The sequence below is a fragment of the Janthinobacterium sp. CG3 genome (assembly GCF_000344615.1).
GTDB lineage: Bacteria > Pseudomonadota > Gammaproteobacteria > Burkholderiales > Burkholderiaceae_D > Janthinobacterium.
The window spans coordinates 1,365,277-1,390,936 of record NZ_KB467824.1 but is presented as its reverse complement, the minus strand read 5'-3'; the positions used below and the strand labels follow the sequence as shown (position 1 = coordinate 1,390,936).

Here is a 25,660-nt window from a genome sequence, read left to right as displayed (position 1 = left end):
TATAATTAGCGCATTCCGTTCTGGGCTACACCGTGCGACGTTTGTTTTTTCTGCTGCTGATCTGCCTTTTGCCTTTGCATGGCTTCGCCATGCAATTTGGCACGATGACGTCTGCGCAGGGGGCGGGCATCGCGCATGAACGCGACCATGCCGGCGGCGTCCAGCACCACCACGACGCCGACGGCACCGTGCATTACGACAACTCGGACGAGTCAGCCGAGCATGTTTCGGATCACTCGGCCGCGCACCAGCCCCCCGGGCTGCCCTTGCCGGCCATGCCAGCCATGCTTATCGGCCCTTCTGCGCTTCAATTCGACGATATCACGCAGTTCGTGCCCGACCCGGCGCCGGACGGCCTGCTCAGACCTCCTTCCCCCGCCCTCGGTTAATCGACCGAGGGTGTCGCGCATTTCCTGGTCCCGCACGCGGCGCCCGGCGCCGTTTTGCCTGCCGTCGCGCGCCTGCCATCGATTGCCTGCTGCCTGCTTATTGCCCCGCTTACCCTATGGAGAGTCGCATGCGCGCACATCCCCCGCTTTGTCGTCTTATTTACTGTTTGCTCGCGCTGCCGGCCGTGCTGATGGCGCCGCCCGCCGCCGCGCAGGCCGGACCCAGTCTGGCCGACGCCGTCGAGGCTGCATGGCAGCGCTCGCCGCAAGCCGCCGCGCTGGTTGCGCGCCAAGGCGAATCGCTAGCCGGCCGCGAGTCCGCCCGTTCGTGGATCGCCGGCGCGCCGGTGCTTGGCCTGGCCCAGCGCAGCGACCGTTGGAGCGAGCGGCGCGGAGAGCGCGAAACCGAAATTTCCCTGTCGGCGCCGGTCTGGCTGCCCGCCCAGAAGGCCACCCGCGCCGCGCTGGCCGACGCCAACGCCACCGAACTGGACGCGCAGAGCGCCGCGGCCCGGCTGGCGCTCGCCGGCGAGGTGCGCGCCAAGCTGTGGGAGGTGGCCGCCGCCCGCGAAAAAATGGCCGAGAAACGCGACCACCAGCACCACCTGGAAGAGCTGGCCGACGAGGTGGCGCGGCGCGTGCGCGCCGGCGACCTGGCCCGCAGCGATGGCTTGCTGGCACGGCAAGAAGTACTGGCAGCCCAAAGCGACGTGGCGGCGGCCGCCGGCCAGGCGGCGCAGGCGCTGGCCGGCTTTCGCACGTTGACCGGGCTGGCCGACATTCCCAAGCCGGAACCGGAGCCGATCGCCGAACCAGCGCCGCCGCGGCTGCACCCGCGGCTGGCGGCGGCCGCCCGCGCGACACAGCGCGCGCAGGCGGCGCTGGCGCTGGCCGGCGCCAACCGCAATCCGCCGCCAACGCTCGGCATCAGCGCCCGGCGCGAGCGCGATGGCAGCGGCGGCGCGGCGAGCAGCCTTGGTTTCGCCGTGCAAATTCCGTTCGGCGGCGCCTCGCTCAACCGGCCGCTGGAGGCCGGCGCGCACACCCAGGTGGCCAGCAGCGCCGCCGAGCTGGCGCAAGCCGGGGCCGCCATCGAGTCGGACATTGCGCTGGCCCGCGAACAGCTGACGCTGGTTGACGGCGCCTTGCAGACGGCGTCGGCGCGCGCCGTGCTGACGCGCGAACACGCGCGGCTGATCGAAAAGGCCTTTCGCCTCGGCGAACGCGGCCTGGCCGACCTGCTGCGCGCCCATGTGCTGGCGCACGAAGCGGACATGGCGGAACGCCAGCAGCGCGTTGCGCTCGGCCTCGCTCATGCCCAACTGAATCAAGCCTTAGGAATCATTCCATGAAACGCAACACCATTTTCACCGCCTGCCTGCTGGCCGCATCGACGGCCCTGGCCTCGCCCGGCGCGCACGGCCCCAACGGCGAGCACCTCGACGGCCCCGCCGGCCAGGCCAGCACCGGCGCCGTGCCGCGCATCGAAGCCGTTACCGAAGACTTCGAACTGGTCGGCACCTTGTCCGGTGGCGAGCTGTCGATCTTAATCGACCGCTACGAGAGCAACGAACCTGTGCTCAACGGCAAGCTCGACGTGCAATATCAAGCACTGAAGGCCAGCGCGACCTTCCATGCCGACATCGGCGACTACGCGATTACCGACCAGCGTTTTTTGCAAGCCATTTCAACACCGGGCAAGCACGCGCTGCTGTTTACCCTGGTCGCCGGGAAGGACAGTGATTTACTCGAAGGCACGCTTGAGGTTGCGGCCACCGCGGCGCACGCCCCTGCCCCAGCCCGTTTTCCGCGCTGGGTCTGGATCGGCGTGCCGGTAATGCTGGTGTCCCTGGCCGTCGGCCTGCTGCGCCGGCGTCAATTGAAGATCGGAAAATGACCATGCAACCCATCCACACTGTCTCGCGCGCGTTGCTGCTGGCCGTGGCGCTGGCCTCGGCGGCGCTTGCCTCGCCCGGCGCCCACGGCCCGAACGGCGAACATCTCGACGGCCAGGCGGCCGGCGCCGCCACCGGCCTGGTCCGGCTGCCCGACGGCAGCGTCAACGTGCCCAAGCTGGCGCAGCGCAGCATGGCGATTCGCACCGTCATGGCCAAGGACGGCGAACACCCGCTGACGGTGGCGCTGAACGGCCGGGCCGCGGTTGACCCGAACGCCGGCGGCCGGGTGCAGGCGCCGTTCGCCGGCCGCATCGAACCCGGGCCGCAGGGCCTGCCCGTGGCCGGCCAGACGGTGCGCAAAGGCCAGGTGCTGGCCTACGTGCTGCCGGTCGCCGACGCGATAGCAAGCGGCAACCAGCAGGCCCAACTAGCGGACTTGCGCGCCAATCGCGCCCTGCTGGAACAGCGTGTGCGCCGCTTGGAATTGCTGGAAGGCACTGTGCCGGCCAAGGATATCGAGGCGGCCAGGGCGGAATTGGCCAGTCTGAACGGGCGCGAACGCGCGGTGGCGCTGTCCATTGGCGGGCGCCAGCCGCTGCTGTCGCCGGCGACTGGCGTGCTGGCCAGCGCAAGCGCCATGAACGGCCAGATCGTCGAGGCGCGCGACGTCTTGTTCGACGTCGTCAATCCGGCGCGCATGTTGGTCGAGGCGCAGTCCACCGACGCCGGCTTGGCGCAAAAAATCGCCAGCGCCGGCCTGGACGGCGGCGGCGACGTGCAACTGGAGTTGCTGGGCGGCGGCCGCGTGCTGCGCGACGGCGCCGTGCCGTTGACGTTCCGCGCCCGCGCCCGCGGCCGGGAGCGCAACCCGGACTTGGGCCTGGCGCTCGGCCAGCCGGTGACGGTGCTGGCGCAATTGAAAACCAAGCTCAAGGGCGTGGCCCTGCCGGCCCGGGCGCTGGCGCGCGACCCGTCGAACCAGTCGATCGTGTGGATCAAGTCCGGTGCCACGCGCTTCATCGCGCTGCCGGTGCGGTTCCAGGCGCTGGACGCGCACACCGTGGTCGTCACCGCCGGCCTGAGCGCGGACAACCGCGTCGTCGTCGACGGCGCGGCACTGATCAACCAGGTCAGGTAGGCCGCCATGTTCAACGCAATCGTAGGTTTTAGCCTGCGCAATCGCCTGTTCGTGCTGGCCGCGGCGCTGATGATGCTGCTGGGCGGCGCGCTGACCGCCTGGCGCACCCCGGTGGACGTGTTCCCCGACCTGAACAAGCCGGTCGTCACCGTGCTGGCCGAGGCCGGCGGCATGGCGCCGGAGGAAGTCGAGCAACTGGTGTCCTTCCCCATCGAAACCGCGCTCAACGGCATGGCGGGGGTGACGCGGGTGCGCTCGGTGTCGGGCATCGGCCTGGCTATCGTCTACGCCGAGTTCGACTGGGGCACCGACGTCTACCGCAACCGCCAACTGGTGGCCGAGCGCATTGCCCAGGTGAAGGAGCAACTGCCCGGCGCGATTGCCCCGGTGATGGGGCCGGTCTCCTCGATCATGGGCGAGATCATGCTGATCGCGCTGCCGATCGACCTGGCCAGAACCGACCCGATGAAGGCGCGCGAGTACGCCGACTTCGTGCTGCGCCCGCGCCTGCTGTCGATTCCCGGCGTGTCGCAGGTGGTGCCGATAGGCGGCGAGGTGCGCCAACTGCGCGTCGAACCGGACCCGGCGCGCCTGGCGCAGTTCAACGTCACGTTGGAACAGCTGGAAACGGCGCTGCGCGGCTTCTCGGGCAACAGCAGCGGCGGTTTCATCGACCTGAACGGGCGCGAATACCTGATCCGCAACGTCGGCCGAACCAACCGGCTCGACGACGCGCGCGGCCTGGCGGTGGCTTACCGCAACGGCGCGCCGGTGCTGCTGGAGCAGGTGGCGGCGGTGCGCTACGCCGCCGCCCTGAAACGCGGCGACGCCGGCATGAACGGCCGGCCGGCCGTCATCGTCAGCGTACAAAAGCAACCCGCCGCCGACACGGTGCGCCTGACGGCCGCTATCGAGACCGCGTTGGCCGAACTCAAGCAGGGCTTGCCGGCCGGCTTGGCGGCGCCGCAGGTGCTGTTCCGGCAGGCCGACTTCATCGACGCCTCGATTGCCAACGTCGTCGAAGCGCTGCGCGACGGCGCCATCCTGGTTGCCGTGGTCCTGTTCGCCTTCTTGCTGAACGCGCGCACCACCGCCATCTCGCTGGTCGCCATTCCGCTGTCGCTGGCCGTGACCGCCCTCGCCTTCCACCTGCTGGGGCAGTCGATCAACGTCATGACGCTGGGCGGGCTGGCCATTGCCATCGGCGAACTGGTCGACGACGCCGTTGTCGACGTGGAAAACATCCTGCGCCGGCTGCGCCTGCGCGGTCGCGACAGCGCGCTGTCGGTGGCGGAGGTGGTCTGGCGCGCCTCGGTCGAGGTGCGCTCCGGCATCGTCTATGCGACCGTCGTGGTGGTGCTGGTGTTCGCGCCGCTGTTCGCGCTGCCGGGCATCGAGGGGCGCCTGTTCGCGCCGCTCGGGATCGCCTATATCGTCTCGATTTTCGCCTCGATGCTGGTATCGATGACGGTCACGCCTGTGCTGGCCGCCTACCTGCTGCCGGCGATGGCGCTGCGCCAGCGCGGCGACAGCCCGCTGCTACGCCGCCTGAAGGCATGGGACAGCGCGGCGCTGCACTGGTCGTTCCCGCGCGCCAAGGCGATTATCGCCCTGGCGCTGCTGTGCGTGGCGGCCGCGGCGGCCACGGTGCCGTTCTTTCCGCGCGCCTTCTTGCCGGCTTTCAACGAGGGCTCGCTGGTGATGGGCATGACGTTTACGCCGGGCACCTCGCTGGCCGAGGCGAACCGCATGGGCGCGCTGGCCGAACGGCTGATCGGGCAGGTGCCCGAGGTGCTCAAGGTGGGCCGGCGCACCGGCCGCGCCGAACTGGACGAACATGCCGAGGGTGTCCACTCGTCGGAGCTGGACGTCGACCTGAAGGCGTCGGCGCGCAGCCGCGAGCAAATCATGGCGGCGATCCGCCTGCAACTGGCGTCGATTCCGGCGTCGGTCGCCATCGGCCAGCCGATTTCGCACCGGCTCGACCATTTGCTGTCGGGCGTGCGCGCGCAAATCGCGCTGAAGATCTACGGCGACGACATCGACACGCTGCGCGGCTTGGCCGACGGCCTGCGCACCCGCCTTGGCGCCGTCGACGGCCTGGTCGACCTGTCGGTCGAGCGCCAGGTGCTGATTCCGCAGGTGAAAGTCAGCATCGACTACCGCAAGGCGGCCCAGTACGGCTTGGCGCCCGGCCAAGTGCTAAAGACCCTGGAAACGTTGTCCGAGGGCGCCCGCATGGCCCAGGTGGTGGACGGCGCGCGCCGCTACGACCTGATGCTGCGCCTGCCGGACCAGGCGCGCACGCCGCAGGACTTGGCGCGGGTGCTGCTCGACAGTCCGGCCGGGCGCATTCCCCTGTCGGCCATCGCCACGGTGGAGGAAGCCGACGGACCGAACCAGATCGGCCGCGAGAACGGGCGCCGCCGCATCGTCGTGTACGCCAACACCGACGGCTCGAACATGTCGCGCGTTATCGCCGACGTGCGCCGCGCCAGCACCGCCATGCAACTGCCGGGCGGCTATTTTGTCAGCATCGAAGGCCAGTTCCAGGCCCAGGAGCAGGCCCAGCGGCTCATCGCCGGCCTGGCGCTGGGTTCGCTGGCGCTGGTCTTCCTGGTGTTGTACACGCGCTATCGCTCGGCCACGCTGGCGGCCATCATCATGGGCAACATTCCGTTCGCGCTCATCGGCAGCGTGCTGGCCATGTGGTTGTTCGGCATTGCGCTGTCGGTGGCGTCGATGGTTGGCTTCATCACGCTGGCGGGCATCGCCACGCGCAACGGCATTCTCAAAGTCAGCCACTATATTAACCTGTGCAAGTTCGAGGGCGAACCGTTCAGCCAGGCGATGATCGTGCGCGGCTCGCTGGAGCGGCTGACGCCGGTGCTGATGACGGCGCTGGTGGCGGCGTTCGCGCTGACACCTCTGCTGCTGGCCGCCGACGCGCCCGGCAAGGAATTGCTGCATCCGGTCGCGGTGGTCATTTTTGGCGGCCTGATCAGCTCGACCATCCTCGATTCGCTGCTGACGCCGCTCATTTTCTGGCTGCTCGGACGGCGCCCGCTGGAGGCGCTGGTGGCGTCGACGCAGCGGGACGCGTATTAAGAAGTTTGAACGGTATTATCGGGGTGGTCGCGGCGGCGCCCCTGTCACAAGCCCCCGCCGCCGCATAATTGGAGATTGCAATGAAAAAACTGTTAACACTGGCGGCACTGGCCGCCGCCGTCGCCCTGTCCGGGCAAGCGTTGGCCCACGGCGCCAAGGCCAAGCACGGCGGCATCGTGCAAAGCGCCAACGACTTGACCTACGAGCTGGTCGACAAGGACGGCAAGACCACGATTTATATCGGCGACCACGGCAAGGACCTGCCAACGGCCGGCGCGACCGGCACGCTGACGGTGCTCAAAGGCGGACAGAAAACCGAATTGCCGCTGGAACCGGGCGGCGGCAACACGCTGCTTGTCAAAGGCAACGCCGGGCTGGTCGCCGGCGCCAAGGCCGTGGCGGCGATCGCGTTTGCCGACAAGAAAACCGCCAACGTGCGCTTTTCGGTGAAGTAAATGCCCGAATGATCCCGCCGCGCGCCGCCGGGCAATCGGCGGCGATTATCCGGCTCGCGCGGAAGGCATCGCTGCCTTCTCAAAGGCTTGCGCCAAATCCTCGCGCAGGTCGCGCGCATCTTCCAGACCGACATGGATTCTGACCAGGCGGCCATCGTCCGGCAACGCCTCCTGCGCCCGCAGCCGATGCGACAGCGCCGGCATGACGAGGCTTTCAAAACCACCCCAGCTGGTTCCCAGCGTAAACAGCCGAAGCCCGTCGATAAAACGTTCGAACTGCGCTTCGTCGCACCGGTTCAGCTCAAACGTGAACGGCCCGGCCGCGCCGGAAAATTGCTGGCGCCATAATTCGTGCCCGGGATTGGACGGCAGCGCGGGATACAGCACGCGGCGCACCGCGGCATGCGATTGCAACCACAGGGCCAGCGACATGGCCGATTCCTGGTGGCGTTGCATGCGTAGGCCCAGCGTGCGCAGACCGCGCAGTGCCAGCCAGCACACATCGGGCGCCGCGTGGCCGCCGCTGCGGTCGCAGTACGCGCGGGTGGCGGCCAGCGCCGTCAATGAACCGGTGATCAATCCCAGCATCAAGTCCGAATGTCCGCCGATATACTTCGTCGCGGCGTGGATGGAGATGTCGACGCCAAGCTTGTGGGCGTCGAAAAACAGCGGCGTGCCCCAGGTTGAGTCGGCCGCCACCGGCACCTTCCGGGCGTGGGCCGCGGCGCAAATGGCGCGCACATCGAGCATCTCCATGGTCAGCGAGGCCGGGGTTTCGATCAGCACAAGGCTAGTGTTGTCGCGCAGCAGTGCGCCGATATCGGCCTGCGCAGGGAAAAATTCGACGCGGCAACCGGTCCCGGCCAGCACTTCTTCGCAAAAGACACGGGCCGGGCCGTATACGCCCTCGCTTACCAACAAGTGTTGCTTAGGGCCGGCATGCGCGCTGAGCACGGCGGTGAGCGCCGCCAAGCCGCTGGCGGTGGCCAGGCAGGTTTCCGCGCCGCACAGCTTCGCCATCGCTCTTTGCAACTCGAAGGTGGTTGGCGTGCCGGAGCGTCCGTAACGCGGCGTGTCGAACACCAACCCCTGGTAGGATTGTTTGAACTCGCGCAGCGTGCCGAACGCGACGGTCGATGCGCGCACCAGTGGCGGATTGACGGCGTTGGCCGCCGCGGCGCTGTCTCGGCCAAGATGAATTAAGGCGGTGTTGATATGCATGGCGATGTCCTTCCTGTTTGTGAGTAACCCGATCATAAATCGGCAGGTTGGAACTCGGATGCCAAAACATATCGCCGAATCGCCATGAGGCGACGCGACGATTATGCCGACGCAGACAATTTCTGTTCCGCGTAGACCAGCATCGCAGCGCCCAAAAACGCCACCATTTGTGGATGGTAGGCGTTGTGGAACTCCTTCATCGCGGGATTTTCGTCGTAGAACAGGGCCATGCCAATGTAGGCCAGTTTGCTCGGCGTGTAAAAACGGCAAGCAATCTGGTAGTGCTCGTGAAGCAGTGCCTGCACCGCGGCGTCGGCGGGGCTGGCGCTGCCGATCAATGGCGAAATCCGTTTGTAGAGGGCGTCCCAGTCCGCGTGGACCTGGCCGCGGTCGACGTGTTTCCAATGATCCGTTTCGGCCAGGCTCCTGGTTTGTTCGGCATTCAACGCGCTGCGGCAGATTTCCTGATACGCCAAATCGAGTTCATTTACGCCCACTGGTTTCAATTCCATAATATTATTCAGATAGCAAACCGCGCAGCTTACCCACAGTGGAAACGGATGTCTACCTATTTGTGGCCTAGTGGTGGCCCCCGGCCTGCGCACGCAAGGCTGTCACCTGGCCCTCGCTGACCTTGGCGCCCTGCCCGCCCCAACTCATGCGCATGAAATTGCTCAGGTCGGCAATGTCTTTGTCGCTCAGCGTGCCGGCGAAGCCGGGCATGTCCTGCATATTCTCCTTGGCGCCGAAGTGTTGCGCCTCGATGCCGTCGAGTATCACGGCGATCAAATTGTGCGGGTCGGCGCTGCGCACGGTGGTGTTGCCGCGCATGGCGACGGCGACGTGCGGCTTGCCGCCGCCGTCAACCGCGTGGCAGCCGGCGCACACGGCGATATAGTGGTTCCGGCCGGCGTCCAGCTCGGCCGCCGCCACCGCCACCGGCTTCAGCGCTTGCGGCGCCAACGGCTTGTCACCGAGCAAGTAGGTGGTCATCGCGGCGAGGTCGGCCGGCACCAGGTACTGCGTGCTCAGGTGGACCACGGCGAACATTTCGCCGTACGCCGAGCCCTGCGGCGCGACGCCGGTGCCGAGGAAGGAGGCCAGGTCGGGCCCGGTCCAGCCGGCGGCGGCCAGGCCGGCCGGCGTAATGTCGGGTGCGCCGATGCGCGCCAGCACGTTGCCGCTCAGCGTTTTCGACAAGTCCAGCTGGCCCAGCATGCCGCGCGGCGTGTGGCATTCGGCGCAATGGCCCAGGGTGTTGTTCAGGTAGCGGCCGCGCTGCCAGGCGGCCGAGGCGCCGATGGAGGCGTCGGGCAGGCTGTCCTCGAGGAACAGCATGTTCCAGAAGCGCACGCCAAAGCGCATGTTGTACGGGAAACTCAGGTCGGCGTCCCTGCTTTTCAGCGCCACCGGCCGGGTTTGCATCAGGTAGGCGTAGATGGCGTCGCTGTCTTCCCGCGTCATCGAGCGGTACGAGGTGTAGGGCATGGCCGGATACAGGTGCTTGTCCGGCGTAACGCCGTCGTGCAAGGCGCGGTAGAACTCGGCGGCGCTCCATTTGCCGATGCCGTTTTCCTTGTCCGGCGTGATGTTGGTGCCGTAAAAGGTGCCGAACGGCGACTTCAGCTCGACGCCGCCGGCGAACGGCGCGCCGCCCGCGCTGGTGTGGCAGGCGGCGCAGTCGGCCGCCTTGGCCAGGTAGCGGCCGCGCTTGAGCTGCTCGGCGCCACCGGCACTGGCCGCCGTCGGCGCGGCGGCCGCGGCCACCGCCGGCCGTTCGCAGCCGGACAACAGCGCGCCGCCCAGCGCGGCGACGGCGACAGCGCCGGCCAGCGCCCGTATATAGAGCAATTTTCCCATCACTTGGACTCCTTCACCAGCCCGGGCGTGCCCAGCACAGGGCGATTGCATGAAGGATCAGATGGCCAGGCCCAACACCTTGCCAAGGTAGTCGGCGTTCCAGCCCGCCTTTAGGCGCTTGGAGGCGACGCCGAGCTTCGTCGTTTTCTCGTTCTTCAGCAGGTTGAGGGCAATGCGGCGCAGGATGGCGAAATTTTGCGCCGCGTCGCCAACGCGCACGCGGCAGCCGTCCTCGCGAAATGCGACGTCCAGCACCCAATGCATGCTGTTTTCGATGCCCCAGTGCGCCCGTACTGTTTTGCCCAACATTGCAGCCTTGGCCGGCAAGCTGCTGATGTAATAGCGGCGTTCAACGCTGGCTGTTCCGGTGCTGTTTCGCCCGATGATTTCGCGCGTCGACTCGATCATGATGAGGCTTTGCAGCCCGCTCCAATGCTGTTTTTGCTGAACGAGCCAAGCGATGTCGTTGGTGACAAGGCAGCGCCGGGTTTCGATCCGTCCGTGATCTTTTTCGGTCTGGATGTGCTCCCAGAATGGACGATCCATCTTGCCTGCGTCGGCGGCGTCGAACCACAGCTTGACGGCTTCGGCCAAGACGGGCTGGTTGTCCTTCACACCCAGAACATAGTCGGCGCCGTTGGCAACGATCTTGGCGGCGATGTCGCGCTGGCACCCCATCGCGTCGATTGTGATGATGGCGCCTTTGACGTCCAGGGTATCCAATAATTCCGGTATCGCGGTGATCTCGTTGCTCTTGTCGGCGGTCCGAACCTGCCCAAGTGTGACGCCGCTCGCGCTGCTCCACGCCGACACCAGATGAATGGCGCTCTGTTTGCCATCGTGTGAACCACGCACGCATTTGCCATCGATGGCAATGTGCTGCCCTTCAAGCGACGGACACAGTGCGCCCATCCAGCGTACAAAACACGATTCGAACTGCTTCGCGTCAAGCAGGGAAAAAACGCGTCCGAAGGTGTCGTGCGAGGCGATGCCATTGGCGAACGGCCGGTACTGACGCAGCCACTCGAGCTTCATTTCGCTCCATTCCACAACCGTGGTCCAGCTTTCCGCTCCACTGATGACGGCGCAGATCGCGGCCAGCAGCAATTCGTCCAGTTGATATGCGCACTCGCGCGCGCGCGGATCGCGTAATTCATCGAATGCTTCCAGCAGCGACATCGGTCCGATTGTCATTTTTCTCGCCCAAATATCGAGAGTAAACGCCTTTTTCAAAGAGTTTACAAGCGATACCTACAAGCTGTGCTCATCGCCTCGGCTCCGCCTTCATGCAATCGCCCTGGTGCCCAGCACCACTTCCTTGACGGCCTCGAAGTAGCGCACATAGCCGGTGCAGCGGCATATGTGCGGGTCCAGCGCCGCGGTGATGGCGTGCTCGACCTGGTCCCTGGCCACCGGCGCGCGCTTGAGCCGCTCCAGCAACACCGTGGCGGCGTTGACGAAGCCGGGCGTGCAGTAGCCGCACTGGAAGCTGTAATGCTCCAGGAACTTTTGCTGGACCGGCGACAGCGCCACCACCTCGCCCTTGTCGTTGCGGCGCGCGTGCCCTTCCACGGTCCTTACCTTCTTCGCGTCGAAGAAGTGGGCGCCGGTGATGCAGGAACGCACCTCCTCGCTGGTCCCGTCCGGCTTGTCGAGAATTACCACGCAGGCGTGGCAGATGCCTTGGCCGCAGCCCAGACGCGAACCGGTCAGGTCGAGGTATTCGTGCAGAAAGTCAATCATCATCAAGCCTTCGGGCACCGACACCGGACCGACCGGCTTGCCGTTGATTTGCAGGCTGAGGGGTTTGCTATGGATGCTCATGCCAGCACCTCCTGGATGTGTTGTGGCGTCACCGGCAAGGCCGTGAAGCGGTGGCCGATGGCGTGGGCGATGCCGTTGACGATGGCGCCGACCACCGGGATCATGACGACTTCGGCGATGCCTTTGGGCGGGTCGGTGTCGGTCAGCGGCGGCAGCACGTCGGCGCTTTGCTTCCACACGGCGACGTCGCTGGCGCGCGGCACATGGTAGCGGTTGAAGTTCCAGGTGCCGTCACCGGGGCCGTCCTCGTACAGCGGTAGGAATTCGTGCAGCGCGTGGCCGATGCCCATCGCCAAGCCGCCCTGCAACTGGCCCGACACCAGTTGCGGCGACAACATGCTGCCGCATTCCATGATCGAGTGGTGGCTGAGCAAGTCGACTTTGCCGCTGGCCTCATGTACCGCCAGTTCGACCAGGGTGCCGACGGCGCTGTAATAGGTGACGCCGGCGTTGTTGCGCTGCACCGGCGGCATGAAGACGCGCTTGCGGTCGAGCACGCGGTAGGCGCCGCCGTAGCGCAGCGACAAGCCGTCCACCGGCAGGCGCACAACGGCGCCGCCGACGTCGAACTCGGCTTCGGTCCATTGCCAGCGGTTAAACACGTGCACCACCGCGCCGGTCACCAGACCCAGCGCGTGCGCCTTGGCGGCCAGTTGCTCCAGCGGCAAAGCCTGCAGCCCGCCGGCCGACAGTTTGCCGTCGACCCAGCGCGCGTCCTCGACCCGCAACACCAGCGGCGCCGCCTGGCCGCCGCCGATGCCCTGGCTCCAGATCGCCAGCGCCGCCGGCCACAGGCCGTACATGAACACCGCGCGGGCCGCCTCGCGCGTGCTGTGCGTGAAGTAATAGGCCGAGTTGGTGGCGCTGGCCGGCGACGAATAGGTCGGCGACCAGCGCGGATTGGCCGCCAGCTTGTCTTGCTCGGGCTGGCTCAACATATACGGGTCGCCGCTGCTTTGCACCGGCAGGTCGGGCCACTCGACGATCGAGGTTTGGACCGCGCCGGCCGGCTTGCCCAGCCACTTGGCGCAGGCGATGGCCTGGGAGGTCGACATGCCGGTGCCGATCTCGGTGCCGCTGTGCCACAGCGCGACGGCGCCGTCGGCGCCGACCTCGACCTTGGCGAAGGAGCTTTCGGCGCCGGTGCCGAAGTCTTTTTGCACGCAGGCGAAGCCAACGCCGTAGCGCTTACCGGGGTTGGCCGCCTCGAAGGCGAGTTTTTGCTTGGCGCGGCCGGTCCACAGTGGATGGACTCGGGCTTTTTGCAACACCTCGTCGACCCGCACGGCGCCGGCGGGGATCGCCCCCTGGCTGTTTTTCATGCCCGAGCGCAACGCGTTTTTGAGGCGGAAATCAATCGCGTCCAGGCCCAGTTTGGCGGCGAACTCGTCGATCATCATTTCGGTCGCGGCCATGCTTTGCAGCGTCCCGTAGCCGCGCGCCGAGCCGGCGTCGACCGCGCGCGAGGCAATCGCCACGGCCGTGAAATCGTTCTTGGGGAAATAATAGATCGACTGCGCCGACGTCGCCGCAACCATCGCCACCGACGGCGAAAAATTGCAACGCCCGCCGCCGTTGGCCTCGAAGCTGCCCTGGAACGATTGCAGCAAGCCGCTGTCGCGGTCGACCGCGATGCGGTAGCGCAGTTGGAAGGCGTGGCGTTTGATGGCGCTTTGGAATTGCTCGTAGCGGTCGTTGGCCAGGCGCACCGGTTTGCCGTCCGTGTAGAGCGCCGTCAACAGGCCGTAGAAGGGGAAATTATAGTGGTCCTTGGAGCCATAGCCGACGGTGTAACATGGATGTAGAAAAAGCTTCTTGAGGGGGAATTTACCCTTTTTGAGCATTTCTATCGTGCTCTCCACTACCTCTTGCGGCGACTGCGTCGGCACCACCATGTGCAGCGTCTGGCTGGCGCCGTCGTACCAGCAGTTGGCGTTGTCCGGTTCCAGCGCCGCCGTGTCGACCGACTGGGTGCTGTAGTCGCGTTCGAGCACCAGCCAGTTGGCCGGTGGCTTGTCGAGTTCGTCCTTGATCTGCTTGGCGTAGAACATGCCTTGTTCGCCAAGCTTGCCGTGTTCGACGCCGTCCGGCCAGACCGGTTGCTGCTTGCGCATCATGCTGGGGAACACCATGGCGTTCTTCAGGCTGGAGAAGGTGTCCTCGTCGGCCGGGCTGGCGCCGCCGATCCGCACGAAGCGGAAGGTACCCCAGGGATCGCGCGCAAGCGGCGGCGTCGGCGCGCCGTAGCGGATCACGCCGTCCTTGAATTGCAGCGCGTCCTTGGCGAAGCGGAAGCGGGCGAAGTCGTGGAAGATCAGGATGGCGACCGCCTGCCCCAGGTAGGCCGGGGTTTTCCCCACCGGCAGCAGCATGTCGCTGCCGTAGAATGCCGGGAATTCGACGCCGTCGCGGGCCAGGTCTTCCGCCGTCACCACCCGGTCCGGTTGCAAGTCCGCGCCCAGCAGGGCCAGGTCGAAGCCGTCGTAGCTGCGGTCGGCCTTGGTGGTGCGCAGCATGAAGGCGTGCGATTGTTGCTGCGGCCAGTGCGGCATGTCGCGGGCGCGGATGTCGCGGGCGAACACTTTGGCGCCGCTGACCTTGGCGATGCCGTCGATGCGGAATTTGACTTGGCCGTTTTTGCCGTCCCAGGCGATCGGCGTGAGGATCTTTTCCTCGAACAGCGCGGCGAAGGCTTCGCCGCCGAACGGCGCCACATACACCGCGACGCCGGCGACCACGCCCGCTTTCAGGAAAGTGCGGCGCGACAGTTCTGCTTTCACCATTTCATACTCCCCGGTTCGGCAAGCCATGGTTGAAGAATCTTGCCTGCGTTAAACAGTTGAACAGAGGAACGAGTTTTCGTCAATCGATGTTGCTGTTTTAGCTGAGTCGCGGATGGAAAGCGTGGCGATTTGGTGAGTGCGGCGGGATGACGGGCGCCGTGCAAGCGTATGTTGAACGCCGCTGGTTGGCTTAGAAGCAACGGCGCACACCCGGGGGGGGAGCCCCCCGGGGCTTGATCGTCAGCGTTGCCGGCTCGCCAGCTCGGACGCATACGCGGCGGCCGCGAACCTGGCGACGAGTTTATCGACGGCGTCGGCGGCCGGCGGGCACGCCGCCAGCACCGCGCCGACCGCCGCCCAGCGGACGGCGTCGTCGTCGGCGCTGCGCAAGGCGTGTTCGGCGTGCCCGGCCAGACCGGCCAGTTGTTCGGCGCCCACCGTGCCGGCCAGCCCTTTCAATGTGTGCAGCAGGGGCAGCGCGGCGGCGGATTGTTGCGCGGACGTTGCCGCCGCGAGCAGTTCGGCGTGCCGCCGGGCTTCGCCGGCGAAGCTGCGCAGCGCTATTAAATACACCTTGGTGTTGCCGGCCATGCGGCGCACGGCCGCCGCGCTGTTCAGCGCTATCCCCTCGTCCGCTTCCGGCGTTGCCGGCTGCGCCGGTTCGGCCCGGTCGAATGGCACGAATGGTTCAAAGCTTTCAACATGCTCGAAAAATGGTTTGAATACCGGGTCGATAACGGCCCCGACCGCCGGCGCGGCGGCGGCGGCAACGCCATCGCGGCGCCGCACGTGGCGCAGGATCACGTCGCTCAGTTGCCCCAGGTCGAACGGTTTGCCGACGTGGTCGACCATGCCCGCCGCCAGTGCCGCGACGCGGTCGGCCGCCATGGCGTTGGCCGCCATGGCGATGACCGGCGGCGCCTGGGCGCCCAACAGGTCGCGGATGGCGCGGGTGGCGGCGTAGCCGTCCATGTCCGGCATTTGGATGTCCATCAGGATCGCGTCCATGGCCGGCCCGCCCCGTTGCAGCGCGTCGATGGCGGCCTGGCCGCCGCCGCAGACGCTGACCTGCGCGCCCTCGTTGCTCAGCAGCTCGTAGGCCACTTGTTGGTTGCTCGGGTTGTCTTCCACCAGCAGCAGCCGCAGCCCCGCCAGCGGCTGCGCCGACGGCACCGGCCCGGTGCGGTCGAACTGGCGTCGGCCCAGCTTGGCGTCGGCGACGACGTCGAACAGCATCGACGCCGTCACCGGCTTCACCAGCACGCCGTCCAGCACCAGGCTGAGCTGGTCTTGCCTTTGCGCCAGCACTTCGCGGTCGTGGCCGGTCACCATGACGATCAGCGGGGTGGTGTGCGCCGGCGTCAGTTGGCGGATGCGCTTGCTGGTTTCCCAGCCGTCCAGCATCGGCATGCGCCAGTCGACGATGACGACGTCGTAGGGCCGTTCGGCGCCGCGCCCGGCCACCGCGCCCAGCGCGGCGTAGCCGTCCTCGACCGCGTCGACGCGCCAGCCGAAGGAGCCGGCCATTTCCGTCAGCACCTGGCGGGCGCAGGGATTGTCGTCCACCACCAGGCAGTCGAGCCGCTTGAGCATGGCCGGGTCGACCGCCTCGGCCGGCTCGGGGGCCTCGGCCGGCTGGCAGTCGAGGGCGAAGTCAAAGGTGCTGCCCTGCCCCGCCACGCTCTCAACGCGCAGGGTGCCGCCCATCAAGCGCACCAGGCGCTGGCTGATGGCCAAGCCCAGTCCGGTGCCGCCGTAGCGCCGCGCGGTCGACGCCTCGGCCTGCGAAAAGCCGTCGAAGATACGCTGGCAATGTTCGGCCGAGATGCCGATGCCGGTGTCGCGCAGCGCGAAGCCGATCGACAGGCCGGCGTCGCCGCGCCCCAGCAGTTGCACCGACAGCAGCACTTCGCCGCGCTCGGTGAATTTGATGGCGTTGCCGGCCAGGTTCAACAGCACCTGCTGCAGGCGCAGGCCGTCGCCGACGACCCAGTCCGGCAGCGCCGGGTCGATGCGGAACAGCACCTCGATATCCTTGCCGCTGACGTTGGCCGACAGTACCACCGCCAGGTCGCGCAGCAGCTTGTCTATGCTGAACGGGTGCGGGTCGAGCGTCAGCTTGCCCGCCTCTACCTTGGAAAAATCGAGGATGTCGTTGAGCAGGCCCAGCAGCGAGCGCGCGGCCGACTCGGCCTTGGCGGCGTAGTCGCGCTGGCGGTAGTCGAGCAGCGTTTGTTGCAACAGTTGCAGCATGCCCAACACCGCGTTCATCGGCGAGCGGATCTCGTGGCTCATATTGGCGACGAATTCCGATTTCGCCCGGCCGGCGCTCAGCGCTTGCTCCTTGGCCGCCAGCAAGGCGTCGTGCGCCTCGCGCGCTTCGGTGATGTCGGTGCTGCTGCCGACCCAGCACAGGACGGCGCCGTCGGCGTTCTTCTGCGGCAAGGCGTAGTTGTCGAACACGCGCCAGGCGCCGTCGTGGCGGCGCAGCCGGCAGTCGCAGCGGAACTGGGCGGCGCCGGCGGCGGCCTCGTCCCAGGCGGCGGCGACCCGCCCGCGGTCGTCCGGGTGGACCGCGCCGGACCAGCCGCCGCCGGCCAGCAGTTGCGCCGACCCGATACCGGTGTAGTCGTGCCAGTGGTGGCTGAGGAAATCCACGCGGCGCTGCGCCGTGGCGGTCCAGACCATTTGCGGCAGGCCCTCGGTGAGCGAGCGCCAGCGCGTCTCGGACTCGGTCAGCGCGGACACCGAACCGCTCAGCGCGGCGTCTTTTTGCATCAGTTGATCGAGCACCTGGTACTGGCGCCGCAGCGCCAGGCGCACGCCCAACAACAAGGCGACGGCCAGCCCGACCAGCACGACCAGGAAAAAAGCGGCGTTGCGCACTTCCTTGCGCCATGGCGCCAGGAAATCCGCCTCGGACAGGCCGACCAACACGTTCACCGGGTAGTTGCCGATCTTCCCCAGGCTGTAGACGCGACGCTGACCGTCGACGCCGCTGGTGGTCGTGTAGGTCGCGCGGCGGTGGCCCGTCGCCAGCACCGCCAGCGTCGCCGGCGACAGCTTGACGACGCCATCGGCGCGCGGCCCGCCTTTGGCTTCCGGAAAGCGGTGCAGCGCGCGGCGACGCGAATCGATCAGCGTGATGACGCCGTGTTCACCGGTATTCAGCGACGAAAACAATTCAGTGATGCGCGCACTGTTGATATTGACGTAGACGGTGCCGCCGAAGCTGCCGTCCGGCAAGGTCAATGCGTACATGACCGGCAACACCCACTCGCCGGTGATGCGCGACTTGACCGGCACGCCGAAAATCAGCTCCCGCTCCGTTTTGGCGCGCTGGAAAAACTCGCGGATGACCAGGCTTTGCGGCTTGGCCAGGTCGACGTCCTCGCCGTAGATCACCAGGCCGTCGCGGTCCGAGCCGCGGATCGAGCGGGCCTCCGGTACGCGCTCCTTCAGCGAGCGCAGATAGGCGCTGAAACCGGCGTCGGTGAAACGGCCCTGCTGGTGCAGCGTGCGGAATTCCTCGGCGGCGCGGCGCACCGTCAGGTCGACCTCCTGGAAGTGCGAGTGCAGGAAGTTTTCCAGCACAATCGACAGGTTGCGCGAGGTTTCCTCGGCGCTGTCGTAGTAGCGTTGCTGGCTTTTGATCAAGACGTGGGCGACGAAGGTGGACATGACCAGCAGCACGAATAGCACGGCCGCCGCGACGACGGGGAACAGGTTGCGCAACTTGAGCAGGGAGTCGACTCTCATGGGGCGGGTGGATACATCTGCGGCATAGTGGATTTCTGAGGCATTATTTTTGGCAAAATTATTCCCGTACCGTGTAGTGTGTGGTCGGAATTAACACATTACCATTGCTCAGCCGCTTTGTAACCCCTGATCCATGCTCTTCGTCAATATCTACCCACTTGGTTTGAGCCGTACACGGGACAATGCCGGCGTTTTCTTGACACCGGCGCGATAAGTCCATACACTACCTACCAACTAGTCGGTATATAGACCGAACGGGCAAAAAACATGGAGCTGCAGCGATGAGGCACTTTTCAGACATCTCGGCAACGGCGCAGCGGTTGGTCGACGTCGCCCAGGCGCTGATCCAGCAGCATGGTTACAACGGCTTCTCGTACGAGGATATCGCCCGCGAAGTCGGCATTAAGAAGCCGAGCATCCACCACCATTTCGCCACCAAGGCCGAACTGGTGCGCATTGTCGTGCAGCGTTACGCCCACACCTTCGGCGCGCTGCTCGAACAAATCGACGCGCGCCACCAGGACGCCGGCGCGCGCCTGTCGGCCTACGCCGAACTGTTTGCGCAAACCTACCAAAACGAGCGCCGTTTGTGCCTGTGCGGCATTCTCGGCGCGGAAGCCGACGCGCTGTCGGCCGACGTGGCGCTGGAAGTGCGCGGCTTTTTCCAGTTCAACCTGGCCTGGCTGGTCAAGACCATGGAACTGGGCGCGGCGGCCGGCGCCTTGCGCCTGCGCGGCGGTGCGCAAGAGCAAGCCTACGCGCTGCTGGCCGTGCTGGAAGGGGCGATGCTGGTCGGGCGCGGACTTGGCTCGGACGGCAGCCCCGCCGCCGCCGGGCAGACCTATATTTCGAATTTGCTGGCGTAAGGCCGGCATAGCCGCCGGCTTGCGCCGGCATTTTTTTGCATTCACATCCTACCAACTAGTAGGTAGAGAAAGAAATCATGAACAGCATTTTTTCCGGGAAAAAATTACTTGTCGTTGGCGGCACCAGCGGCATCGGCTTGGCCACGGCACGCTTGGTCCTGCAAGGCGGCGGCGCCGTGGTATTGGTCGGGCGCAACGCCGACAAGGCGGCGGCGGCGCGCGCCGAGCTGTCCGAACTGGGCGGGGTCGAGACCCTGCTTGCCGACCTGGCCAATGACGCCGACCTGAGCCGTCTGCTGGCAGCGCTGCGCAGCGAGCACCGCGACGTCAATCTGCTGGTGAACGCCGCCGGCGTATTCAGTCCGAAACCTTATCTGGAGCACACGCCGGCCGACTTCGACACCTATCACGCGCTGAACCGCGCCCTGTTTTTCATCACGCAAACCGTGGCCGCCAACCTGGTGGCGACGGCGCAGCCGGGCGCGATCGTCAACATCGGCTCAATGTGGGCCAAGCAAGCGATTGCGGCGACGCCGTCGTCGGCTTACTCCATGGCCAAGGCCGGCATCCACGCGCTGACCCAGCACGCGGCGATGGAACTTGCCGACAAGGGCATCCGCGTCAACGCGGTCTCGCCGGCGGTGGTGGAAACGCCAGTCTACGAGGCTTTTATTGCGAAAGAGCAAGTACACGCCGCCTTGCAGGGTTTCAATTCCTTCCATCCGCTGGGCCGCATCGGCACGCCGGTGGACGTCGCGCGCGCCGTCGCCTTCCTGCTGTCGGATGACGCCTCCTGGATCACCGGCGCGGTGTGGGACGTCGACGGCGGCGTGATGGCGGGCCGCAACAGCTATTAGGTAGATTGGACGCTAGCATTTGGCGGACGCGGATGCCGCCGCGTTTGCCAAGCAACGCTGTGGCGCCGACCTTCGGCAGGGCTGCGCCACGTTTTTCGTCGTTGTATTATTATTGTAACTATTAGCAATTTCGCCACTCCGGCACGGCGGTGTTCCATCGCCATAACGCTCTCTGACCGCCGCCAATCAACGCCATGATTCGACTTGCCACCCCCGCCGACGCGCCCGCCATTTGTGCAATTTATAACCATTACGTTCGCACCAGCACCATCACCTTCGAGGAGGTCCCGGTCGAGGACGAGGAAATGGCGCGACGCATCAAAGATGTGTCCGCAAGCCTGCCCTGGTATGTCTGCGAGGACGACGGCCGCGTCGCCGGTTTCGCCTACGCCACGCCGTGGCGGGCCCGCAGCGCCTACCGGTTTTCAGTCGAAAGCACGGTTTACGTGTCGCACCGACACCCGGGACTGGGAATCGGCGCGCGCCTGTACCAGACCTTGATCGAACGCCTGCGCACTCTCGGGGTCCATACGGTGCTGGGCGGTATCTCCCTGGAGAACAGCGCCAGCGTGACGCTGCATGAAAGACTCGGCTTCGAAAAAGTGGGCCATTTCAAGGACGTCGGCCGCAAATTCGACCGCTGGATCGACGTCGGCTATTGGCAACTGCTGTTGCAAAAAACGGAATAGGCACGTCGCCGGCAAGCCCTTGCCCTTGGTTTGGCTATGTCAGCCAACTTTTACCGGCCGCCGCCGCAACAGGCTCAGCGCGGCGTTTTCCTCGAATTGCGCGGCTTCCTCGATGTAACCGTGGACGGTGCCGTCGTGGCGCCAGCCACCCTGGCGCTTGATATCGCGAAAGCTGGCGCCGGCGCGGTGCGCGCTGGTGGCCATGCCGCGCCGCAGGCTGTGGCTCGACAGTTGCGGCACGTAGTCAAGCAGCGCCAGCGTGGCGCCGGCTTCCAGGATGGCGTTGACACTGCCTTCGCCAAGCGCGCGTTCGCCCAAGTGGCCCCATTGATTCAGCGGGCGAAACAGCGGCCCCGATGCGATGCCGGCCGCCGCCAGCCAGACCCGCAGCGCCCGGGCCGGGCAGCAGGCGCCGTCGCCAAACGGTATCGCCTTGACGATGCCCTCCCCTTGCTGGTCGGTTTTCGAGCGCGGCAGCGTGATGACTAGGCCCTCGCGCTCCCACGCTAGATGCGACACGTCGAGGCTGACGATTTCGCTGCGCCGGAAGCCGCCAAAGTAAGCGATCTGCAACAAGGCGCTGTCGCGCTTGGCTTTCAAGGTGTCGAGGCCGGCCAGTTGCGCAACGATCAATTCCAGGTCTTCCAGCGGCAGCGCTTTGGCTTTCTGTTTTGGTTTGCCGTGCACGCGCCGGATGCCGGCCAGCGTCTTGCGCACCGTCGGCGTCGAGGCCGGGTCGGCAAAGCCTTGTTGCACATGCCACTGCGACAGCGCCGTCAGCCGCAACGCGATGGTGCGCGCATTGAGTTCGCCGGCGCAGGCCAGCAGATAGCGGATCAGACTGGCCTCGTCGCTCGGCAAGGCGCCGCCCCACCGCTGGAAATGCCGGACCGCCGAGCGGTAGGCGCGGCGGGTGTTGTCCGACGTGGCGGCGGCCAGCAAAGCGCGGTGGCGGGCGGCGCTCTCGGCGTCAACCGGCAGCGCCGCCGTGTTGACCGGAACGTTCAGGCTGGTGGTGGAAACTGGGGGCGGGTATTTTGACGGCATTCCGCCATTTTGTCATATTCCAGCTACGCGGCGCTGGGTTCATCCCGATGCCGCAGCAGCAGGCGGCCGGCGCCGCTGACCGTGGCGAACAACAGGAAACCCAGCATGGTGGCCGCGATCACCTCGGCAAACAGCAGCGCGGTATACATCCGTCCCTGGGCAAAGACGATCTGCACGCCCAGGCCGCCCTGTTCGTTGCCCGAGCCGATGATGAATTCGCCGACGATGGCGCCGACCACCGACAGCCCGGCCGAGATGCGCAGCCCGGCGATGGTGTGCGGCAGCGCCGCCGGCAGGCGCAGCTTGCGAAACACCGTCCAGCGGCTGGCCCCGTGCAGTGCGAACAGCTCGGTCAGATTGCGCGACGTCGAGCGCAGCCCCAGCAAGGTGTTATTGACGATGGGGAACAACGACATGATCAGGCTGATCAAGACCACCGAGCGCTCGTTGTAGCCGCACCAGAGGACGATCAAGGGCGCGACCGCCACCACCGGCACGGTTTGCAGCAGCACCGCGTACGGATAGATGCTGCGCTCGATTAAACGCGACTGGCTCATCAGCGCGGCCAGCGCGACGCCGAGCACGACGGCCAGCGCGTAGCCGAACAGCGCCTCCTTCAGCGTCGCCAAGGTTGCAGAAGCGAGCACGCCGGCGTGCTCGCCGACCGCCGCCGCCACCTCAAGCGGCGCGGGCAGCAGGTAGCCCCTGCCCTGGTAGACGGTGCTGCTGAGTAGTTGCCATAGCCCGAAGGCGAGCACGGCCACGCTTAGCGCCGGCAAAACGTGGGCGGCCAGTGCGGCGGCGGAAGGGGGACGGTGGAGCATGGGCGCCTTCTTATATAGTGGTGGGTTGGCGCAGGGCGGCGCTGACCCGCCCCGTCAATTGCGCGAACGCCGGCGTGGCGCGCAGCTCCGGCGCGCGCGGGAACGGGAACGGCACGTCGATCACGTCGACGATGCGGCCGGGTCGCGGTGACATCACCAGCACCCGGGTCGACAAGTAGACCGCCTCGTGCACATTGTGGGTCACCAGCACGCCGGTAAAGCCGCCCTGCCGCCACATCCGCGACAACTCTTCCTGCAGCACGTCGCGGGTCAACTCGTCGACCGCCGCCAGCGGCTCGTCGAGCAACAGCAGGTCGGGCCGCAAGGCCAGCGCGCGCGCCAGCGACAGGCGCATGCGCATGCCGCCCGATAACTGGTGCGGATAAGCCCGTTCGAAACCGGCCAGTCCGACCAGTTGCAGCACTTCGGCGACGCGTTGCCGCATCTGCTCGGGCCGGCAAGCCGCCAGTTCCATCAGTAATTGGGCGTTGCGCTCGACGTTGCGCCACGGTAGCAGCGCCGCCTCCTGGAAGACGAACGCCGGCTGCGCACCGTCGCCGCGCCGGCAATGCCCGCTGCTGGGGGCGACCAGGCCGGCGACGATGCGCAGCAGGCTCGACTTGCCGCAGCCGGACGGGCCGACGATGGACGTGAAGCTGCCGGCGCGCAGCGTGATGTCGATGTCGGCGAGCGCCTCGACGCCGTTATCGTAGCGCTTCGATATGCCCGACAGGACAATTTCCGCCCCGCCGCTCATGTTGGGCATCCGGCAATGAAGCTGCGGTCGTAAGCCAGCGACTCGTCAAAGCCCGCCGGCAGGAAATGCACACTGCGCAGTTGCGCGGCCAGTTCGCGCCAGCGGGCCGGGCTCATGCAACCGAGTTGGCCGAGGTCGGCCGGCGCCAGCGTGGCGCGGATTTCCTTGCTGGCGCTATCGTAGAGCGCCGGCGATATCTGCGGATTCATGGCCGTGAGCATCGGCTTGACGCCGTCCGGCTGGCGCAGGTAGGTGTTCCAACCCTGCCGCACCGCGGCGATGGTGGCCCGGACCAGCGCCGGATTGTTCTTGATCATCGCATCGGTGGTAAACAGCACGGCGTAGGGCCGGTATCCCAGCGCCGCCAGCTTGATTTGGCGCACCGGCACGCCGGCGGCCGCCATGCGCGCCGGTAAGTACAGCGAATAACCTTGCTGCACGATGTTCGTATCGCTGCGAAACAGACCCAAGTCGCCCGTTACCGGAATGTCGCGCGTGGCGCCGAGCCGGTATTGCTTCTTGGCCCATTCCCAGTAGGCGCTGCCGATGTTGACCGAAAAGGTGCGCTGGCGCAGCTGCTGGATCGACGCCTCCGCCGCGCCGGCGTGGTACACCAGCGCATACGGCACATGGTCGAGATGGGCGAACACGGCGCGCACCGGCGCCCCGCGCAGCCGCGCCAGCAACACGTCGTCGGCATTGCCGATGCCAAACTCGGCCTGGCCGGCGGCGACCTGCGGGATGGTCTGGATTTTCGGGCCGCCCTGCACGACGCTGATGGCGATGCCGTCCGCGCGCCCCAGCTTGTCCCGTTGCGCCTGCCAATAACCGGCATGGTCCGGCTGCGCGAACCAGTTCAGCAGGATTTTGACCTGCTGCGGCGGTGCCAACTGCTGCGCGGCGGCGGGGGCGCCGACGAGCACGCCGGCGGCCATGGCGATGGCGATGGCGAGCCGCTTCATACGGCCAGCCACGGCAGTTGCTCGCGGCTGTAGCGGAAGGTCTGGAACACGCTGTTTTGCCGCCCCGGCACATACTTGCGCGCCGCCTCGTCCGGATATTCGGCGAACCAGGGAATCACGTACTCCCAGACCACCTCGCCGGCGGGGGTGACTTCGAACAGGCGCCCGGTGGCCGACTCGGTGATATGCGTGTTGCCGTTGGGCAGGCGCTGGGCGCTACCCATATAGGCGGAATAGAAGGCGTTGACCAGTTCGTCGGTGTACGACCAGACCACGGCGTTGCTGGCCGGATCGATTTCCAGCACGCGCGAAAACGCCACATGTTTGCCGGCGCGGAAGTTGCCGTTGTCAAAAGTCAGGATATTCCCGTTGGACAGGGCCTGCGGCGCGTGCTGGTGCGACACCACCCCGGCCGGAATGTGCAGCGCCGGCTTGCCGCTGGCCTTGTCGACGCCAATGATGCCGGACGTTGTGCGCAGACTCATCAGCACCAAACCCTGCGCCGTCACGTCAAGTCCGTTAACCAGCGGCCAATGGCTGCGGGCGAAGCCCGGGTCGATCGGAAAGTCGCCCGGTTCCAGATGCTCCCATGCCTTCCATTCCCAAACGATCTGGCCGGCGCGGTTGACTTCGCGGATCACGTCGCCGTAGCTGCTGGCGCCCTCGGCCAGCGCGCTGCCGCCAATGAGCCGCCCGGCGAACTCCAGCGGCAACGGCGCGCAGGCGGCGTACAGCAAATTGCCGTTGGCGAGCCAGCGCGCGTCGTGGTGGTGGCTGGGGTCTTGGTAGTGCCAAAGCACCTCGCCGTCCGGCGTCACTTCGGAAAAATCGCCGCCGTGCCACAACGACCATGCCGGGTAGCGCTCCGCCGAGTCGGCGTGATTGCCGTTATAGCCCATGTTGCCGTTCGGCAGTATGACGGCGGCCCGGCCCGGGCGCAGCGGCATTTTCCATTGATGGACGACACTGCCGCCGATGTCGATCAGGTAGACGTTGCCGTTGTCGGTCTGCGGCGCGATCAGCGTGTAGCCGCCGGCGCTGAGCGCGGCGTCATGGGCAATCAAGCCGACGCCGCGGCGGCGCTGGGTAATTTGGTCGACGGTGCTGTTCAATTGCGTACTCCTGCTGTGGTGTGGGATGAGGTGTCCGGCAAATTGTAGGTCCCGCCACGGCGTCAGGAATAGCTGATAATTTATGATACAGTGTCAAAAATTTTCTGACAC

21 protein-coding genes are annotated in these 25,660 nt (G+C 66.4%); 9 read left to right on the top strand and 12 right to left on the bottom strand.

What is annotated here, in order from left to right:
* Positions 1-41: 41 nt before the first annotated feature.
* The 6 genes from JANGC3_RS0105945 to JANGC3_RS0105920 all read left to right on the top strand — a co-directional run bounded on the left by JANGC3_RS0105945 (position 42) and on the right by JANGC3_RS0105920 (position 6,988).
* A complete protein-coding gene (locus JANGC3_RS0105945) occupies positions 42-389 on the top strand; it encodes a hypothetical protein (RefSeq protein ID WP_017875568.1) in 348 nt (115 codons plus the stop codon).
* A 128-nt stretch (positions 390-517) separates the two neighbouring features.
* Positions 518-1,741 carry a TolC family protein gene (locus tag JANGC3_RS0105940; protein ID WP_026132610.1) on the top strand — a complete coding sequence of 408 codons (1,224 nt, stop codon included), beginning with the start codon at positions 518-520 and terminating at the stop codon, positions 1,739-1,741.
* Positions 1,738-2,286 carry a hypothetical protein gene (locus JANGC3_RS0105935; protein WP_017875566.1) on the top strand — a complete coding sequence of 183 codons (549 nt, stop codon included), beginning with the start codon at positions 1,738-1,740 and terminating at the stop codon, positions 2,284-2,286. The genes JANGC3_RS0105940 and JANGC3_RS0105935 overlap by 4 nt, the downstream gene beginning before the upstream one ends.
* On the top strand, positions 2,283-3,425 hold the full coding sequence (locus tag JANGC3_RS0105930) for an efflux RND transporter periplasmic adaptor subunit (protein WP_017875565.1): 1,143 nt from the start codon (positions 2,283-2,285) through the stop codon (positions 3,423-3,425). The genes JANGC3_RS0105935 and JANGC3_RS0105930 overlap by 4 nt, the downstream gene beginning before the upstream one ends.
* A 6-nt stretch (positions 3,426-3,431) precedes the next feature.
* On the top strand, positions 3,432-6,533 hold the full coding sequence (locus tag JANGC3_RS0105925; RefSeq protein ID WP_017875564.1) for an efflux RND transporter permease subunit: 3,102 nt from the start codon (positions 3,432-3,434) through the stop codon (positions 6,531-6,533).
* An 80-nt stretch (positions 6,534-6,613) separates the two neighbouring features.
* Positions 6,614-6,988, top strand: a complete 375-nt coding sequence (locus tag JANGC3_RS0105920) for a hypothetical protein (protein ID WP_017875563.1) — start codon at positions 6,614-6,616, stop codon at positions 6,986-6,988.
* Between the two features lie 45 nt (positions 6,989-7,033).
* Here JANGC3_RS0105920 and JANGC3_RS28520 read toward each other — a convergent pair whose 3' ends face one another.
* The 7 genes from JANGC3_RS28520 to JANGC3_RS30645 form a co-directional block, all read right to left on the bottom strand.
* Entirely contained in the window at positions 7,034-8,209 is a 1,176-nt protein-coding gene (locus JANGC3_RS28520; RefSeq protein WP_017875562.1) for a trans-sulfuration enzyme family protein, read from the bottom strand.
* 101 nt (positions 8,210-8,310) lie between these two features.
* A complete protein-coding gene (locus JANGC3_RS0105910) occupies positions 8,311-8,721 on the bottom strand; it encodes a TipAS antibiotic-recognition domain-containing protein (RefSeq protein WP_051068230.1) in 411 nt (136 codons plus the stop codon).
* A gap of 67 nt (positions 8,722-8,788) precedes the next feature.
* Positions 8,789-10,069, bottom strand: coding sequence for a c-type cytochrome (locus JANGC3_RS0105905; protein ID WP_017875560.1), 1,281 nt, complete (start codon positions 10,067-10,069; stop codon positions 8,789-8,791).
* Between the two features lie 57 nt (positions 10,070-10,126).
* On the bottom strand, positions 10,127-11,248 hold the full coding sequence (locus JANGC3_RS0105900; protein ID WP_017875559.1) for an ISAs1 family transposase: 1,122 nt from the start codon (positions 11,246-11,248) through the stop codon (positions 10,127-10,129).
* Positions 11,249-11,353: 105 nt separating this feature from the next.
* Positions 11,354-11,893 carry a (2Fe-2S)-binding protein gene (locus JANGC3_RS0105895; RefSeq protein ID WP_017875558.1) on the bottom strand — a complete coding sequence of 180 codons (540 nt, stop codon included), beginning with the start codon at positions 11,891-11,893 and terminating at the stop codon, positions 11,354-11,356.
* Positions 11,890-14,676 carry a xanthine dehydrogenase family protein molybdopterin-binding subunit gene (locus JANGC3_RS0105890; protein WP_017875557.1) on the bottom strand — a complete coding sequence of 929 codons (2,787 nt, stop codon included), beginning with the start codon at positions 14,674-14,676 and terminating at the stop codon, positions 11,890-11,892. The genes JANGC3_RS0105895 and JANGC3_RS0105890 overlap by 4 nt, the downstream gene beginning before the upstream one ends.
* A 240-nt stretch (positions 14,677-14,916) precedes the next feature.
* Positions 14,917-18,435: a response regulator gene (locus JANGC3_RS30645; RefSeq protein ID WP_017875556.1), complete on the bottom strand. Its 3,519-nt coding sequence runs from the start codon at positions 18,433-18,435 to the stop codon at positions 14,917-14,919.
* A gap of 281 nt (positions 18,436-18,716) precedes the next feature.
* On the opposite strand from JANGC3_RS30645, the gene JANGC3_RS0105880 reads away from it, so the two are divergent.
* The 3 genes from JANGC3_RS0105880 (at position 18,717) to JANGC3_RS0105870 (ending at position 20,847) form a co-directional block, all read left to right on the top strand.
* Positions 18,717-19,301, top strand: a complete 585-nt coding sequence (locus tag JANGC3_RS0105880; RefSeq protein ID WP_026132608.1) for a TetR/AcrR family transcriptional regulator — start codon at positions 18,717-18,719, stop codon at positions 19,299-19,301.
* A 77-nt stretch (positions 19,302-19,378) separates the two neighbouring features.
* Positions 19,379-20,158 carry an SDR family NAD(P)-dependent oxidoreductase gene (locus tag JANGC3_RS0105875; RefSeq protein ID WP_017875554.1) on the top strand — a complete coding sequence of 260 codons (780 nt, stop codon included), beginning with the start codon at positions 19,379-19,381 and terminating at the stop codon, positions 20,156-20,158.
* Positions 20,159-20,352: 194 nt separating this feature from the next.
* Positions 20,353-20,847, top strand: coding sequence for an arsinothricin resistance N-acetyltransferase ArsN1 family B (locus tag JANGC3_RS0105870; RefSeq protein ID WP_017875553.1), 495 nt, complete (start codon positions 20,353-20,355; stop codon positions 20,845-20,847).
* Positions 20,848-20,886: 39 nt separating this feature from the next.
* Here the strand turns inward: JANGC3_RS0105870 and JANGC3_RS0105865 are convergent, their stop codons facing one another.
* The 5 genes from JANGC3_RS0105865 to JANGC3_RS0105845 are packed head-to-tail and all read right to left on the bottom strand — an operon-like array spanning position 20,887 to position 25,549.
* Positions 20,887-21,894, bottom strand: coding sequence for a site-specific integrase (locus JANGC3_RS0105865; RefSeq protein ID WP_017875552.1), 1,008 nt, complete (start codon positions 21,892-21,894; stop codon positions 20,887-20,889).
* A 23-nt stretch (positions 21,895-21,917) separates the two neighbouring features.
* Positions 21,918-22,718 (bottom strand): ABC transporter permease, encoded by an 801-nt coding sequence (locus JANGC3_RS0105860; RefSeq protein ID WP_035787547.1) that lies wholly within the window; start codon positions 22,716-22,718, stop codon positions 21,918-21,920.
* A 10-nt stretch (positions 22,719-22,728) separates the two neighbouring features.
* Positions 22,729-23,475 (bottom strand): ABC transporter ATP-binding protein, encoded by a 747-nt coding sequence (locus tag JANGC3_RS0105855; RefSeq protein ID WP_017875550.1) that lies wholly within the window; start codon positions 23,473-23,475, stop codon positions 22,729-22,731.
* Positions 23,472-24,437: an ABC transporter substrate-binding protein gene (locus tag JANGC3_RS0105850; protein ID WP_017875549.1), complete on the bottom strand. Its 966-nt coding sequence runs from the start codon at positions 24,435-24,437 to the stop codon at positions 23,472-23,474. Before JANGC3_RS0105850 ends, JANGC3_RS0105855 begins: the two co-directional genes overlap by 4 nt.
* A complete protein-coding gene (locus JANGC3_RS0105845) occupies positions 24,434-25,549 on the bottom strand; it encodes an aryl-sulfate sulfotransferase (RefSeq protein ID WP_017875548.1) in 1,116 nt (371 codons plus the stop codon). Before JANGC3_RS0105845 ends, JANGC3_RS0105850 begins: the two co-directional genes overlap by 4 nt.
* Between the last annotated feature and the right edge of the window lie 111 nt (positions 25,550-25,660).